Origin of the sequence: Methanobrevibacter sp. (genome assembly GCF_017427765.1) — an archaeon.
Taxonomy (GTDB): domain Archaea; phylum Methanobacteriota; class Methanobacteria; order Methanobacteriales; family Methanobacteriaceae; genus Methanocatella.
Genome location: NZ_JAFRSC010000031.1, coordinates 1 through 15,405, shown reverse-complemented (window position 1 = coordinate 15,405; position 15,405 = coordinate 1). Strand labels below are relative to the sequence as shown.

At 32.8% G+C, this 15,405-nt stretch carries 17 protein-coding genes; 15 read left to right on the top strand and 2 right to left on the bottom strand.

Annotated elements, in window-relative coordinates:
* Positions 1-260: 260 nt before the first annotated feature.
* The 4 genes from IJL02_RS09535 to IJL02_RS09520 all read left to right on the top strand — a co-directional run bounded on the left by IJL02_RS09535 (position 261) and on the right by IJL02_RS09520 (position 2,863).
* Positions 261-707 carry a MarR family transcriptional regulator gene (locus tag IJL02_RS09535; RefSeq protein WP_292815663.1) on the top strand — a complete coding sequence of 149 codons (447 nt, stop codon included), beginning with the start codon at positions 261-263 and terminating at the stop codon, positions 705-707.
* Between the two features lie 81 nt (positions 708-788).
* Entirely contained in the window at positions 789-1,268 is a 480-nt protein-coding gene (locus tag IJL02_RS09530; protein ID WP_292815657.1) for a bacterioferritin, read from the top strand.
* A gap of 22 nt (positions 1,269-1,290) precedes the next feature.
* Positions 1,291-2,067, top strand: a complete 777-nt coding sequence (locus IJL02_RS09525; RefSeq protein ID WP_292808643.1) for an MBL fold metallo-hydrolase — start codon at positions 1,291-1,293, stop codon at positions 2,065-2,067.
* 31 nt (positions 2,068-2,098) lie between these two features.
* Positions 2,099-2,863, top strand: a complete 765-nt coding sequence (locus tag IJL02_RS09520) for an EFR1 family ferrodoxin (protein WP_292815653.1) — start codon at positions 2,099-2,101, stop codon at positions 2,861-2,863.
* Between the two features lie 65 nt (positions 2,864-2,928).
* Here IJL02_RS09520 and IJL02_RS09515 read toward each other — a convergent pair whose 3' ends face one another.
* Positions 2,929-3,528 (bottom strand): flavodoxin family protein, encoded by a 600-nt coding sequence (locus IJL02_RS09515; RefSeq protein ID WP_292815651.1) that lies wholly within the window; start codon positions 3,526-3,528, stop codon positions 2,929-2,931.
* A gap of 103 nt (positions 3,529-3,631) precedes the next feature.
* Between IJL02_RS09515 and IJL02_RS09510 the strand changes: the two genes are divergently transcribed.
* From IJL02_RS09510 to IJL02_RS09460, 11 genes are all read left to right on the top strand, one after another.
* Positions 3,632-4,072: a MarR family winged helix-turn-helix transcriptional regulator gene (locus IJL02_RS09510; RefSeq protein WP_292815648.1), complete on the top strand. Its 441-nt coding sequence runs from the start codon at positions 3,632-3,634 to the stop codon at positions 4,070-4,072.
* 3 nt (positions 4,073-4,075) lie between these two features.
* Entirely contained in the window at positions 4,076-4,927 is an 852-nt protein-coding gene (locus IJL02_RS09505; RefSeq protein ID WP_292815645.1) for an SDR family oxidoreductase, read from the top strand.
* Between the two features lie 12 nt (positions 4,928-4,939).
* Positions 4,940-5,797, top strand: a complete 858-nt coding sequence (locus IJL02_RS09500; RefSeq protein WP_292815641.1) for an aldo/keto reductase — start codon at positions 4,940-4,942, stop codon at positions 5,795-5,797.
* Between the two features lie 190 nt (positions 5,798-5,987).
* Positions 5,988-6,365 (top strand): HEPN domain-containing protein, encoded by a 378-nt coding sequence (locus IJL02_RS09495; protein WP_292815638.1) that lies wholly within the window; start codon positions 5,988-5,990, stop codon positions 6,363-6,365.
* Positions 6,366-6,475: 110 nt separating this feature from the next.
* Positions 6,476-7,672 (top strand): ATP-binding protein, encoded by a 1,197-nt coding sequence (locus tag IJL02_RS09490; protein WP_292815635.1) that lies wholly within the window; start codon positions 6,476-6,478, stop codon positions 7,670-7,672.
* An 816-nt stretch (positions 7,673-8,488) separates the two neighbouring features.
* Positions 8,489-9,427: a DUF1848 domain-containing protein gene (locus tag IJL02_RS09485; protein WP_292815631.1), complete on the top strand. Its 939-nt coding sequence runs from the start codon at positions 8,489-8,491 to the stop codon at positions 9,425-9,427.
* Positions 9,428-9,598: 171 nt separating this feature from the next.
* Positions 9,599-10,909 (top strand): hypothetical protein, encoded by a 1,311-nt coding sequence (locus tag IJL02_RS09480; protein ID WP_292815628.1) that lies wholly within the window; start codon positions 9,599-9,601, stop codon positions 10,907-10,909.
* A gap of 62 nt (positions 10,910-10,971) precedes the next feature.
* A complete protein-coding gene (locus IJL02_RS09475; protein ID WP_292815624.1) occupies positions 10,972-11,487 on the top strand; it encodes a hypothetical protein in 516 nt (171 codons plus the stop codon).
* Complete coding sequence (locus IJL02_RS09470; RefSeq protein ID WP_292815620.1) at positions 11,415-11,930, top strand: hypothetical protein; 516 nt, start codon at positions 11,415-11,417, stop codon at positions 11,928-11,930. Before IJL02_RS09475 ends, IJL02_RS09470 begins: the two co-directional genes overlap by 73 nt.
* A gap of 797 nt (positions 11,931-12,727) precedes the next feature.
* Complete coding sequence (locus tag IJL02_RS09465; RefSeq protein ID WP_292815616.1) at positions 12,728-12,940, top strand: hypothetical protein; 213 nt, start codon at positions 12,728-12,730, stop codon at positions 12,938-12,940.
* Positions 12,941-13,226: 286 nt separating this feature from the next.
* On the top strand, positions 13,227-13,559 hold the full coding sequence (locus IJL02_RS09460; RefSeq protein ID WP_342765186.1) for a transposase: 333 nt from the start codon (positions 13,227-13,229) through the stop codon (positions 13,557-13,559).
* 458 nt (positions 13,560-14,017) lie between these two features.
* On the opposite strand, the gene IJL02_RS09455 is transcribed toward IJL02_RS09460, so the two are convergent.
* Complete coding sequence (locus IJL02_RS09455; RefSeq protein ID WP_292815613.1) at positions 14,018-14,908, bottom strand: hypothetical protein; 891 nt, start codon at positions 14,906-14,908, stop codon at positions 14,018-14,020.
* Between the last annotated feature and the right edge of the window lie 497 nt (positions 14,909-15,405).

Here is a 15,405-nt window from a genome sequence, read left to right as displayed (position 1 = left end):
TATATATGTGGGTATTAATTAAATAGCTATTAATTATATATAACTTAAAAATTAAATTATTAATTAATTAAAATTATTTTGGAGAGAGAGTTTATGAAAACTCATGCGATAGTTGTGGTACTTTCATCTCTACAATACTTTTTTTAAGATTTATAATAATTAAATATTTTTAATTGCCATAATCGGCTATTGTTTATATAACTGAAGATATTTTTATAAATTTCTAGCTACATATTATTAATCACTGTGAGGTGAGTTGTATGGCTAGTTTAAATTTTGATGATGATCGTTTGAAGAGCACTCCCTTTTTTTATTTCATTAACTACATTAATGTGCTTCACGACAATTTCTTAAAAGAGAATTTCAAGGATATCACTCCCAGGGATTTCACTTATCTCTCAAATATTTTCTATCATGAAAACATATCCCAAAAGGAATTGGCAGTTCTGCTTTATGTTTCAGAAGCTAATGTTGCTCAAATCGTTAAAAGACTGGAAAAAAGTGGTCATGTTAAACGCGAATTTTTAAAAGATGATAATGGTAAAAAATCTCTTAGTTTAACTGATGAAGGTGAGTCCATTTTTAATTTTCTTTTAAACATGATTAATGAAGGGGAATCAGAAATTTTTAAAGATTACTCTGATGAAGACAAAATGAAATTCAAAGAAATGCTATATGTCTTTTGTGAAGGTGCAGCGGAATACTGATAAAACTTAAATATTCATGAACCAAAAAATAATATTATACTTAAGATACTTAAGTAGATTATTACTTAAAAGGTGAAAATCATGGCTGACAAAGAAAAAACTATTGAAGTATTGCAAGCTATTGTAACTGGATTGTCTGCAAATTCATTTGGACACAGAATTCAAGCTAAAATATTTGCAGGATTAGGATTTCCGTCCCTAGGAGACAAATATATTGCACATGCAACCGAAGAAATGGATTTCGTAGAACAGTTCATGGACAGAATCCTCGATTTGGGTGGAGAAATCAAACAGGAAGCACAGGAAGCAAAACCTATATACACAGACATTGTTGAGTTCATAGAATATGACTATAACGTATCAGTTGAGGGAATTGCATTTTTAAACGAAGTAATGGATTCCGGAATCTTTGATGCAACCACTTATGATTTGATGAAAGTATATCTCAAGGATGAAGAGGAAGACATGTACTGGAGCGAACAGCAATTAGACCTATGCAAAATGATTGGAAAACAAAACTATCTGACACAATTGTTAATCAACGGTCCAACTGCTGAATAAACTTATTTATTAGGTGGGGAAAATGGAGATTAAAGCTGTTAAAACATTTAAAAATGGATTCATGAATCAGGCCTTTGCTTTTGGCGGTGAAGAGGGAATGGAAAATTTCGATGCATCCATTAAATATCGGGCAAGCATTCAAAATTATCTGATTGATACAGGAGATGAAATAATTCTTGTAGATACTGGAATTCCTGAAGGATTGGCTATTCCCGAACCTGATGATTCAACTCCAATCTACAATGGGGAGCTAATAAGCAGTTATGTGGAAGCATTGGAAAAATTAGGTTACAAAGTGGAAGATGTATCAAGAATTCTTTTAACACACAAACATCCGGACCATTCCGGTGAATTGTCAAAATTTCCGAATGCTAAAATATACCTGTCAAAAACAGAAGCAGAAGAGTTAAAACTTGATGGCGACAACATCATAACAGTTGATTATGAAACCATTTATAAGAATTTCCCAAAAGCCGAAAAAATTGTTGACGGAGTATATCTTATTCAGGCAATAGGCCACACTACCGGAAACAGCATAGTTATTGTGGAAGATGATGATTTATTCTACATGATTCATGGAGATATAACATATACTGATGAAGCACTCTATCAAAACAAGCTGTCCATAGTTTTTGAAGACATCGAAAAGGCAAGGGAAACATTAGACAATGTACGTGAATTCATCAAAAACAATCCTACAGTGTATCTGTCAACACACACTCCATTAGGTCCTGAAAACCTTGAAAACAAATATATTATAGATTTAGATAACCAACCGGAAAGTATTTATCCCGAATAAATGCTTTCTTTAAATTCTTTTTTGATTAAAAATGAAAATATTGTACTACACTTCTACCGGAAACAATCTGTATATATCCAAGCAATTGGGAGGAGAACTGTTAAGCATTCCACAATTGATGAAAGATAAGATATTTGAAATTAACGATGATTCAGTAGGGATTGTCTTTCCTGTGTTTTTTGCAACATCTCCTAAAACATTAAGGGAATTTGTTGAAAAAGTCAATATCCATGCAGATTACATATTCCTCATATGTTCCTATGGAAGTGATGGTGATTACAATGCATTGAAAATCATGAAAAAAACTTTCAGTAAAAGAGGAATTGACGTAAACTATACCAATTCTGTCCTTATGGTTGATAATTTTCTGCCTGTATTTGATATGGCTCATGAAATGGAAATCAAAAACGATTCAGATATAGATAAGCAAATAGAAATAATTAAAAATGATATTTTATCAAAAAAAGAGTTCAACTATTCAAAAAAGCACTTTACAAATATTCCATTCATTGAGAAGATATTGGAATCTACAATGACTTCGAAATACCATATCGTTGTTGATGAAGGATGCAGCAGTTGCGGGATATGCACTAAAGTCTGTCCAAGGGGAAATATTGAATTGGTTGATAGTAAGCCTAATTTTGGTGATACTTGTGATTTTTGTTTAGGATGTGTGCACCATTGTAAAACCCATACATTAAGTTTAAATGATGAGGCAAATCCTGATGTGAGGTATATAAATCATAATGTCAAACTTTCTGAGATTATAAAAAGCAATAATATTTATTCTTTTTAGTAATTTTTTCTATTTTCATTAATTCTATCGCTGCTTTTATAATCTATTTGTTTGTTTCAATCTGATTATTCGGGAAGTGGAACTCCTTCTTCAATGCTTAGCTGCTTTATCTTTAAAAACCATGCCATGTTTCTTGCAAGGTTGTGCATTGTCAATAATCCCTCACGGTCCTGCAGTGCTTCTTCTGCCTTTGTTCCGTATATCACGTTCCAGTATGTTGAGCTTATTATCGGCATTTCCGCCCATGTGAAGAATCTGTTTATGGTGTCAATGGCTGTCATTGTCCCTGCCCTTCTCGCACTTGCAACAGCAGCTGCAGGCTTCAATCGGAATATTCTTTTTCCTCCGAAAAATGATGAGAAGAAAACTCTTGTCATGAAGTTTGTCAGTGTGGGATTGACAGTTCCGTAATACACTGGTCCGCCGAATATGTATCCGTCATATTCTTCGGCCATTTCAACAAAACTGTTGACTTCATCATCATATAAGCATTTTCCAAGTTCACTGCATTTTCTGCAGTCTATGCATCCTCTGATGTCCTTATGACCTATCCTGTATATGTCTGCATAGATACCTTCATTTTTTAATGTTTCTCTGATTTGATTTAATGCAACATATGTACATCCTTCTCTGTTTGGGCTTCCATTCACTAATAGTACTTTCATGTTATCAAATTCCTTTAATAATAATTATGATTAATTGTTATTTATAGTTAATTGTTAACTATGGTTAAGTATTTATAGTATGTTATATAAAACTAATTTTTAGATGATTATGATTTACAGTGACAATCCGCAAAAGATATTCTTTTACCATTATGTTGAAGAAATCATTTCAAATTACGGATCATTTTTCAACAGCGTCCTAAAGGACAATGACATGACCATCAAGGAACTGTCAGTTCTTTTAAGAATAAGGTTTGATGACATAACGACCCAGCATGATCTGGTAGATGTATTCAATGTAAGCGGAGCATACATTGCAAAACTGCTTAAAAAATTCGAAGGCAACGAATACATCAAAAGAGAGGAGGACCCAAAAAACAGACGAAAAAAAATAGTCAAATTAACAGAAAAAGGAATTGAAAAGACAGATGAACTTATCAAAGTCATCGGTGACTGGGAAAATGAAGTAACATCTGATTTAACGGATGATGAAATTATTATACTAAAAAACATTCTATTTAAAATCATAAACAAGGAGGATTAAATTATGGAATTTGATTTAAACACAAACAAGGAAGTGATTGCACTTTTAGGTGCTGGAAGCATGGGAACAGCAATAGTCAAAAGGATAGGTGCAGGCAAACTTATCTTTTTGGGAGACATCAGTGAAGATAATCTTGAAATTAGGGCTAAAGAGTTAAGATATGAAGGATACATTGTAGAAACACAGATTGTAGATGCAATGGATAAAAGTTCTGTTGAAGCATTTGCAAAGAAAGCTTCAGAGCTCGGAACCCTTAAGTATTTTATAAACACTGCCGGTGCATCACCTAATCAGGCAAGCCCAGAACATATAATAAACCTTGATTTGGTTGCAACATCCGAAACCATAGATGTGTTTGCAGACTACATCGCAGAAGGGGGCTCAGGTCTTATCATATCAAGCCAGACAGGATACATGATGAATATTCCTCCGGAAGTTGAAAATGAAATAGCTATGGCACCTACAAGTGAACTTAAAGACATTGACTTTATCAAAAATGATGCAATGGTCAATTCAGGTGTTGCATACATTGTCGCCAAAAGGGCAAATCATTTGAGGGTGAGAACAGCAGCCGCAACAACCTGGGGAGATAAAAGGGCAAGAATCAACACAATCAGTCCTGGAATCATTGTAACTCCACTGGCCTATGATGAGTTTGAGGCTGCCGGTGAAGGATATCAGGAAATGATAAACTCATCTCCTGCAAGAAGGGTCGGAACTCCTGAGGAAATTGCAAGGGCAGCAGAGTTTCTACTAAGCGACCAAGCATCATTCATAACAGGAATCGATTTGCTCATTGACGGAGGAGTTATAGCTGCAATAAACAGCGGAAGATATTCTCTTCACGTTGAATAAGGAGATGATAATATGAAATTTTTCAAATTAAATGACGGTAATGAGATACCTTCAATAGGTTTTGGAACATTTCTGATTCCTGCTGATGGAAGCACATACAATGCGGTTTCAAAAGCACTGGAATTCGGAGTAAGACATATCGACACAGCTGCAGCATACTTCAACGAAGAGGAAGTGGGCTGTGCTGTTCGGGACAGTGAAATCGATCGTGAAGATATTTGGATAACTTCAAAAATGTGGCTTCAGGATTACAAATATGAAGATGCCAAAAAGGCAATTGATATCTCTTTAAAAAAGCTTCAGACTGATTATATGGATTTGTATCTCTTGCATCAGCCTTACGGTGCAGTCGATGAGGCATGGAGAGTATTGGAGGAAGCTAAAGAAGAAGGCAAAATCAAATCAATAGGTGTGAGCAACATGACTCCGAAACTATGGAACAGGTTCGTTCCGGAATTTGATACTGTGCCTTCAGTAAATCAGGTGGAGTTCAACCCATACTTCCAGCAAAAGGAAATCCGTGAAATAATGGCCAAGGATGATGTTAAACTGGAATCTTGGGGTCCTCTAGGTCAGGGAAGCCATGACCTTTTAACCAATCCAGTAATTGTTGATATTGCAGATAAATACGGTAAAAATGCAGGGCAGGTCATTTTAAGATTTGAAAACCAGGAAGGAATAATCGTATTTCCAAAATCCACAAAGGACGAACGCATAAAATCCAACATGGACATATTCGACTTTAAGCTGACCGATGTTGAAATGGATAAAATCAGGGCACTTGATACTGGCAAGGGAAGCCATGACCCTGATGCCGAAGGTGTGGGTGAAATGCTGCTTTCAGCATTTGATGTACATGCAAACGATTAAACACTAAAATTCATATAACCATCACCTCATTTTCCCAAATTCTAATGCCAATAACTTTTTTTGATAAAAATTAGATTCTCTGAAATTGCAATCCATTCAAGAAGTTCTAAAAACTTAAAGAATTTATGTATGTGAATCTAATTTTAAATTAAATAGCTATTTATTACTAGCTATTTTTATAGGCGATAATATGATAATTGGTGCATGGATTAGTAAATCTGTAAGACACATGGAGATCTGCGAGCTCTATTTTAATATGGAAGATTATCCATTTATAATCAATTCATGTTTTTTGGCGATGTACTCTGTTATCAAAGCATTATTTGTATTAAAAAACATAGAATGCAAAACTCTTGAGGGTTTGATATATATGCTTAAAATAAATTATGTTGATGAAGACCTGTTTGATAAGAAATTGTTTAAATTTTTCTGCAAGACTAAAGAATTAAATTCAGAATTTTTACAAATAAACTGGAGCATTTTTGATGAAAACATTGCCTTTGAAACATTCAATAAGACCAAATTTTTAATTGTGTATTCAAAAAAATCTGTTAAACGAATTGCCTAAAATTGAAATGGAATAATTTCTCTAATTCCAAAAATTTAATATATAACTAAAACTTTTTTAATTTTCATAAAAGTTAAACTTATATATTAAATTATTCAATAAATAATATCATGGTAAAAAGGGATTTGTATTTAAATCAAATTGTTCCGTTAATTGATAATGAATTAATTAAAGTAATAACTGGAATTAGAAGATGCGGTAAGTCCTATATGTTGGGATTAATTAAGAAAGAGTTAATTAATCGTGGAATTGATGAAAATAATATAATTTTAATTAATTTTGAATCAGCAAAATATCGAAATGTTGGCAATGCCCGTGAACTTGATTTATTAATAAAAAGCCTAGTAGAAAATATTGAAGGTAAAGTCTATTTATTTTTTGATGAAATACAGAATGTTGATGGGTGGGAAAAATCAATTAATGCTTGCAGAGTAGACTGGGACTGTGATATTTACATAACCGGTTCAAATTCAAAATTATTGTCGGGGGAACTGGCAACTCACTTGACTGGCAGATATTTTGAAATAAAAATGTATCCGTTTTCATACAAGGAATTCCTTGATTACAAACAGCAATCCTCATCTGATGAATTATTCAATGAATATGTGGAATATGGTGGATTTCCACAGCTATTCAGTTTAAATAATGAAGATAAACTCAAATATTTGCATGATTTGTTCAATTCAATATTATACAATGATTTAATATCAAGATATCAAATAAGGGATGTAAATATATTGGAACGTTTAATCATTTTTTTAATGGATAATATAGGTAAAACATTTTCGGCTAAAAGCATCTCTGATTATTTAAAAGAGGAAGAAAATGTTAATATTGCTCCAAAAACAATTTACAATTATATTAATTATTTTACTAATTCTCTTTTATTAAAAAAAGTTCAAAGAGAAGATATCGAAGGAAAAGAGATTTTAAAGATTCATGAAAAGTATTATGTTACTGACCATGGATTCAACCAGGTGTTCAATGGCAGAAATTTAAAAAACATCTCAAGAACAATTGAAAACATTGTATACGTTGAACTTTTAAGAAAAGGTTATGATGTGACAATTGGAAAAATAGGCGATTTTGAAATAGACTTTATAGCTAAAAAGCATAAACAAAAAGTTTACATTCAGGTAACTTATTCTTTGGCTTCTGAAGAAACATTTAATCGGGAATTTCGACCATTATTAAAAGTTAAGGATAATTATCCAAAATACGTGATTTCAACAGATAAATTTGATTTATCACAAGATGGTATTATTCATCAAAATCTGATTGATTTTTTAGTAAGTGGTTTAAAATAACCTGAAGTAATGTCCATAGAAATTTTTGAGAAGCTTTAGAGTTGGGTAAATATTCAATTATTCTTGTAGTTACTATTTGTAAATAAAATTTTAAAAATATAATTACTTCTAGACTAAATTATTTTATCACATAATTTTGGAAAAATGGTAACTATACAATTTTTCACTGATTTCCTTTTTGTAAGTATACAAATTTTAGAATTGAGGACAATATTGATGTTTTTTTAAATTAATTAAATAGCTATTTATATATAATTTAAAAATGAAAATAGTATTAACTAATAATTGAGGTTATTTTATGAAAGGGCATGCGAAAGTTGTCATACTTATGTTCTCTCTACACTACTTTTTTTAGAAATCATGATAATTAAATATTTTCATCTATACTGGGTGAAACTGGGATGGTGGAAATACAAATCCTGAACATCTACTATAATCACTGACATAACCTGAACCAACTAATGATGCAAAGGTAACTACTTGAGTATTATTGGAAAAGTTGAGGGTAAGATGCTGAAATTATTTATAAACAATTGATGACAAGCAATTATTGTTATGCAAATAGTATAGAAATTATCTACTACTTTTCTCTCACTACAAATAATAATATTATTCTTCCTCAATAATTAAAGTTTTGGAAATTCGTTCAAATCGTAGAATTTTAACATATATTCAGATATAAAATAAAAATATTAGTGAATGTATAGAAATAAAAATGTTGTCTTGAACAGTTATTATTTATCAGAAGTGGTTACATAAGGCTGGTCAAAACACAAATAAGAAATGTTAATGTCACCAGATATAGTAAGTGATAACATGATAATAAACGTCGGTGGAAGAACAGATATAGTTAACTATTATACTCCATGGCTACTGAACAGGCTTAGTGAAGGATATGCATATTCAAGAAATCCATTTGCAAGAGAGAATGTATATAAGCTAAGCTTAAAGCCTGAAGATGTTGATTGTCTTCTGTTCTGCTCCAAGAACTACCAACCTATACTGAAACATATAGGTGACATTGATGAAAAGTACAATATATTGTGCAACTACACGATTACTGCATACGGCAAGGACATAGAACCGAAAGTCCCATCAATAAATCAATCTATTAAAACGGTGAAACGATTATCTGATATTGTTGGTGGCAATAAGATTCTCTGGAGATACGATCCAATTCTTCTGACTGAAAAATACACTGTTGAAAAACATCTGGAAACATTTGAGTATATGGCTGAAAAGATTTCACCATTAGTTTACAGATGTATCTTCAGCTTTGTAGATATGTACAAAAAAGTTGAAGAGAACATGCCTGAAATAATTCCACTTGCTAAGGAAGATAAAGTGAAGCTATTGAAAGGGATTGGTGAGATATCAGAGAGATATAATCTTTACACTCAATCATGTGCAACAAATGAAAGCTATGAAAAATATGGTATACATGCTGCAGGATGCACCACTCGTGAAATTTTGGAGCAGGCTCATGGTGTAGTCTATAAAAATGTTAAAGGAACTGGAATTAGAGAAAATTGTCACTGTATTCCGTCAAGAGATATAGGTGCTTATAATTCCTGTTTAAGTGAATGTAAATATTGCTATGCTAATCGAAAACCTGAAATTCCCAAAAATGTTATAAAACTGCATGATGAGAAATCGCCATTATTGCTTGGACATCTTAAGGAAGAGGATAATCTAATTGAAACAAAGGTAATAAGATATATTGAACCTAAACAAACAACTTTATTTGATTTTTAAATTAGTTGTTTATTAAATGATGGTCTATATCAATTATAAAATTTATCAACTAAAACCTATCATTTTACTTTTTTTGAGATTTTTGCAAATATTATAATAGTTATTCTCAATAAGTATATTACTTATTTTATATAAAAAATATAATAAATAATATAATAAATATATTTGGAAATGATTATTATGGGAATTACTTCTTTCATAAAAACTAGACTATTGAATAATAGGGTCGAACAGTACAACACCAAGCGCAGCTATTGGGGTGAGGATGAAAGGCAGCCTCGAACTGATGGGATCAACACAGGTCTGGATCTCGTTGATGCACTTCCGCCAGTAATCAACAAGACAATTGCTAATGCACGTTATGCTGTCAAGCTTGACGGTTACACTTCAGGTATTTTGAAAAACAGAATTGATAAGGCTAACGTTAATGTGGTATTGGTTGACAAGGAAAACAGGCTCTCCAAGGAGCAGAAACTCACTTTAATCCTTTGGGCCAGAAAAATCGACATCCGCCAGGTTGCTAAAGAGATATTGCAGGGAGGAATGGTTGACGGTGAAGGACTAATCAAGCCTGTCGAGAGATGGGATAAAAGCATAGGCAAATACATCAAGCTTATATTTCTTGAAATAGGTGCCCATGGCTACGGATTGAAAAAGGAATTCAATGATGACAATGAGGTGCAGCTGTATCTTCATGAAATGCCGAAGGATGTTGTAAACGGAAATCCTGAGGACTTCAACAACTTCATCAGCGTTGAAGAGGGGGCACTGACTGTCAAATACGAACCGGAACAGGTAATCAACTTCATGTACAATGAAATCTACTGCGAAGCCCAAAGCATTATTTTGAATTGCCTTGATGACATCTATCATAAATGTAACTTGGAGAGAAATCAGGTCGAGAGAATCAACAAGGACAATATCATTGAAGTCAAGCCTTCACTTGATGCAAACGGCCGGCCGTACATTATGGAGCTGTCTTCAACAGCAAAGGAAAACCTGTATGCAGATTATGGAACTACGGCTGACAGCAATGTGGCTATTGTGCCTCCGGGAATTGAATCCAAAATCTTAGGTGGTAACAACTACCAGTCAGACTATACAAGGCAGACTGAGATTTTTAGAAACAATATCCTGAGGACATTTGTAACTCCTCAGTCCCAGGCAGGTAATGAAAGATCCAATCAGAACGTTGCAGAATACATCAACGATTCGGCAATTACTGGGTTTATCGTTAATGTGGCCAATGACCAGAAATGGGTCTTGAAATACTGCAATCAGCTATTGAATATGCAGCTGGAACTTATGGGCATTGATGAAACATTGAATATCTATTTCAGCTATTCAAGAGATGATGTATTAAGATACATTATGGAACTTACAGCTGAAGGTGATGAAATCTACAAAAATTATTTAACTAACTTCGAAGAGGAGCAGCCTGTAGGTGAGCGGATTGTCAGTGATAGCGGTGTCGAAATATAATAAAAGTTTATATAAAATAAGTAATAAATTATATAATAAATATTATAATAAAATGTGATAACATGAAACATGAACTTATTGAAGTCGGACTGTATGACTATTCGGATTTGGACAAGCGTCTCAACAAACCTGTCAAATGGACAAGTGATGATTTAAGACAGATTGCTGAAAACTACCGTGGTGGAATCCCTTTAACCTCAGAGCACGACAAGGTCTACATAGGCATTGGAAACAATATCGTGTTTGAAGAGGATAAGGGAAAGCTATTCATTGACCTTCCGGATGAGCTTGACATGAAGGGCAAAGGTCTGTCCCCTAAAGTTGATGTTTTACTGAAAGATAACGGAGATTCATTTGGAATTGATACTATGAACCTAATAGATGTTGGCGTAACCAAAAACCCAAGAAAAATTACATTGCTGAATTCTGAAATAACCGGCCAAACCGAGAGACAGGTGAAACCGCAAATCCTGAGCCTCCTGAAGTTGAAAACTAGGATGCAAATGTGGCAACCAATCTTTTGCTTGAAAAACTTCAGGGAAAGGATGAGGAAATCGGAAAGCTGCAGGATGAGATAACCACCTTAAAAAAGGAATCCAAAAAGTATGACAAGATAAAAAAATCCATAGAGGAAAACAAGGAATTCATAAACAATAAGGAGGATATCCTAAAGGAGCTGTCTGAACTTAGAAAACATGAAAACGAAAGGAAAATAAAGGAGTATGAAGCCAAGTACAACTTCAACTATAATGAAAACGCACAGGATAAGGAAATTATTGATAAGCTACTCATTGGGGACGTTGACATGGAGCTTATGGAGAAGCTGGCCGAGAGAAGAATAAAAATTGAAGCCACCAATGACATTTCAACTCCGGGCGGTCGCAACCCTCAAAACTCAGGTGAAGTCGGTGAAACCGGATCAACTAGCGGAAGCGATGATGAGAACGCTCCTTCATTTACCACTCGTGAGGAATATAATAAAATCTTAAAGGATATGGGATTCAATAGAACCCGAATATAGCTATGATGGTGTTTTATGCTTTTTCCACCGGAGCTAGATTTTTTCATTGACGCTCGTTATTGAAATAAGGTGGGAGGTGTTTGTGGAGTTTCACTTCCCATCCCCTATTTGCATTGTAACCCTTAATGCCTAATTAATGGGGGACAAGCCCCCATATAATTACCCAAGAATGCCAATGCAAAATAACATCAAGTTTATCAAAACTTAACCTCGAACCGACCGCTAAAGGGTCGGTTCTTAAATCTGACAAAATTAATTATTCTTTCATATACCTATTGCGACTCGCTTTGCTCGTCGCAACCTGTCCATCGTAGATGGACAGCTTATTTTTAATACACTCTCTATATACGGAACCGACAGCTAAAGGGTCGGTTCCTCACTATAGTATATGCTCACCAATTCTTTACACCAGGCCTACACACACGCCTCCCTTACGGTCGGTGTGGTTCCGGCCTGGCGAATTGGTTCGCTTATAACATGGGGCATGCTGATGGTAGATACATCTATAAAATTTTTATCATGCTATCATATAATGATTTATTAAACTAATAGAACTTGATTTAAATTAACTCTCAAAATAAAGATTATACATCTTATAAATTTATTATGGCTTTGTAGAAATCCTATTTGTTTTTGCAAAAATTTTTTAAAAATTTATTTTTATTTCTATTTTTACTTAAAATCTATTAAAATTATCTAATTATTGTGTATTAAGATTTACACTTGAAATTTCACATCGATTAGAAAAAATAAGTAATATATAATTATATATAGTAAAATGGAGAATAAATATTAATATGAAACGCGAAAATACCTATTCTCCAATTAGTTGTTTGTTTTCAAAGCAATTAAATCTTTCGGATTTTGGTTTTGAAAAACCTGCACTCAAAAAAATCAAAGAAATTAACAAGGACATTAAGCCAAATAAACTGTTGAAATTCATTAAATATGTGTTTAAATACTCAAAAATCGTGTTAAATAAGTATTCAAGCCATTTTTCAAAAGCATGATTTCACACAACCTGCATTATTCACACTTTTAGCAGTAAAAATATATACTCGAAGCACCTACAGACAAATAACAGATTTATTGGAGTTATCTGATACCATACAGAAATATTTACACTTAAAAAAGATTCCACACTACATAACACTCCAGAAATTCTTTCAAAGACTTCCAACATCAATATTGCAAGAATTAAATAAACAAATATTATTAAATCATGAAATAAATGGTGAAATAATTGCTTTAGATGGAAGTGGATTCACTAACGACTAAGTAGACAAATATTACGCAATAATCAGACGAAAAGAAAGAAAAAGCTACGTAAAAAACCATATTTCAATCGATGCAGACAGCAGATTAATACTTCATTATGCAGCCCAAAGAGGTCCAAGATTCGATACACGCTTTGCATTAGCAGCAATAAGAAATATAAAGAAATATAAACCAAAATACATCTTAGCAGACAGAGCATATGATACAGAATCCATCAGAAAATGCATAAACGAAGAAGCAAAAGCAGAAGATCAAATACCCCTAAAAACCAGAGCAAAAACAGGACATTATAGACTAAAAAGTAAAAAACAATTCAACCAGGAAAATATATTCAAGAAGAAACAACGTTGAATCAATATTTAGTGTAATAAAAAGAATATTCAACGGAACAAACCGAAGCAGAAGCCTACAATTATCAAATAAAGAAACAAAACTCAAAAATACAATCTACAACATATATCAACTCAAATTCAATAAAAATGAGGATTTCTACAAAGCCATATTTTTAATATTTTATTTACGAAAAGGAATGCATATAAAAATCGTATACTTACTCATTTTCTATTAGTTAGGTCAGCAAAAATTTCATCTTCGAATTAAATATATTATAATATTTTTCAAAAAATAGGAATTTAGTTAAATAAAAAACAGTAATATCCGAGAATACATACACTTAATTCATTTCATCATTGAAACAAAATATTGCATTAAAAATCTACAGAAATCCTGTCTGATTGTCAGCGAAACAAGCGTTTCAAACCAGAATAACCTTAAAAATAAAAAAAGTATGAGTTTTGAAAACTCATAAATTATCTTCTACGTATTATAGAAACTCCAACGCTCAATAATGCCACAATCAATACTGCAAATGGAATACCAGTAGCTTTTGCCACATCTTTTGGTATGGTGTTTGTATTGTTAGTAACATTTTTATCATTAGCATTTACCGAATTATTAGCATTATCTGTAGCATTTACACCAGCGTTACTTTGAGCGTTATCTGTAGCATTTACACCAGTGTTGTTTTGAGTGTTGTTGCCAGCAGGCTCAGGAGCATCTTCAGTTTCATTATAATTGTATTCCGCAGTCACATCAAGGAAGGTATGCAAGACTTTTGCATATTCCCCTTCAGCAATATGTGTTATTGTACTACCTAAATCATAATCTCCATTCAGATACTTCAGATAATCCTCATCCCCTATAAGCTGAGCATCACCTGCTTCTACAGTCCTATAGGTCCTGTGATCGTAGACTTCACCTATACTCTCGTGCTTTTCTATGCTTACGACTCTAATGTTTTTTAGCCCCTCACCATTTTTTATATAGGCCAATCTATAGTTTAATGTTTGATTGCAAATGTCGCTTGAGTCAATGGTTGAGTATTGGGCGGATGTACTGTTAGTAAAGGTCGCAAGGGTCACTGGAGCATCAGGATCTGAAGCATCATAGTACATTATAGCAATTTCAAGATCTATCCTACTTGCATCCACAGTATTATCTATCCATACCTCCTTAACATTTCCGGATCCGTCTCCTTCCCGATATATTGCATTATCACTGTCATCTATTGAAAGAGCATTATCATCAGAAACGCTTTCAGAAATGGCATCATCAACTGTTGTTGTATCCTGCGCACTTACTGCAAGAACAGAAACTGCAACCAACAAAACAACAAGAGACATCATTAGTTTACTTTTCATCATTAACCTCCTATTTTAAAAAAAGCGTGAATCCCGCTTCCAGTCAATTAAAAGTAATTAAGTATTTATCAAAGGATATATATATAATGTGTAAAAAATAGATTACATTTACTTAAAACGCACAAAGGCTTTGTAGAAATCCTATTTGATTTTTGCAAAAATTTTTTAAAAATTTATTTTTATTTCTATTTTTACTTATAATCTATTAAAATTGTCTAATTATTGTGTATTAAGATTTACACTTGAAATTTCACATCGATTAGAAAAAATAAGTAATATATAATTATATATAGTAAAATGGAGAATAAATATTGATATGAAACGCGAAAATACCTATTCTCCAATTAGTTGTTTGTTTTCAAAGCAATTAAATCTTTCGGATTTTGGGACTCTTTCAAAAACTTTGTTGATTTTCAAAATCGTTTTTGCGATTGTCATTCCAAATTAGATTTCTGCGATATATTCGTTTTAAAACGCCTCGTTTGGTTTTGAATGTT

What these genes read in the sequence shown, in the direction of transcription:
- IJL02_RS09505 (WP_292815645.1), top strand. Translation starts at nt 4,076, where the DNA reads ATGGAATTTGATTTAAACACAAACAAGGAAGTGATTGCACTTTTAGGT.
- IJL02_RS09530 (WP_292815657.1), top strand. Translation starts at nt 789, where the DNA reads ATGGCTGACAAAGAAAAAACTATTGAAGTATTGCAAGCTATTGTAACT.
- IJL02_RS09500 (WP_292815641.1), top strand. Translation starts at nt 4,940, where the DNA reads ATGAAATTTTTCAAATTAAATGACGGTAATGAGATACCTTCAATAGGT.
- IJL02_RS09520 (WP_292815653.1), top strand. Translation starts at nt 2,099, where the DNA reads ATGAAAATATTGTACTACACTTCTACCGGAAACAATCTGTATATATCC.
- IJL02_RS09525 (WP_292808643.1), top strand. Translation starts at nt 1,291, where the DNA reads ATGGAGATTAAAGCTGTTAAAACATTTAAAAATGGATTCATGAATCAG.
- IJL02_RS09490 (WP_292815635.1), top strand. Translation starts at nt 6,476, where the DNA reads ATGGTAAAAAGGGATTTGTATTTAAATCAAATTGTTCCGTTAATTGAT.
- IJL02_RS09515 (WP_292815651.1), bottom strand. Translation starts at nt 3,528, where the DNA reads ATGAAAGTACTATTAGTGAATGGAAGCCCAAACAGAGAAGGATGTACA.
- IJL02_RS09465 (WP_292815616.1), top strand. Translation starts at nt 12,728, where the DNA reads ATGAAACGCGAAAATACCTATTCTCCAATTAGTTGTTTGTTTTCAAAG.
- IJL02_RS09510 (WP_292815648.1), top strand. Translation starts at nt 3,632, where the DNA reads ATGATTATGATTTACAGTGACAATCCGCAAAAGATATTCTTTTACCAT.
- IJL02_RS09475 (WP_292815624.1), top strand. Translation starts at nt 10,972, where the DNA reads ATGAAACATGAACTTATTGAAGTCGGACTGTATGACTATTCGGATTTG.
- IJL02_RS09455 (WP_292815613.1), bottom strand. Translation starts at nt 14,908, where the DNA reads ATGAAAAGTAAACTAATGATGTCTCTTGTTGTTTTGTTGGTTGCAGTT.
- IJL02_RS09480 (WP_292815628.1), top strand. Translation starts at nt 9,599, where the DNA reads ATGATTATTATGGGAATTACTTCTTTCATAAAAACTAGACTATTGAAT.
- IJL02_RS09485 (WP_292815631.1), top strand. Translation starts at nt 8,489, where the DNA reads ATGATAATAAACGTCGGTGGAAGAACAGATATAGTTAACTATTATACT.
- IJL02_RS09535 (WP_292815663.1), top strand. Translation starts at nt 261, where the DNA reads ATGGCTAGTTTAAATTTTGATGATGATCGTTTGAAGAGCACTCCCTTT.
- IJL02_RS09495 (WP_292815638.1), top strand. Translation starts at nt 5,988, where the DNA reads ATGATAATTGGTGCATGGATTAGTAAATCTGTAAGACACATGGAGATC.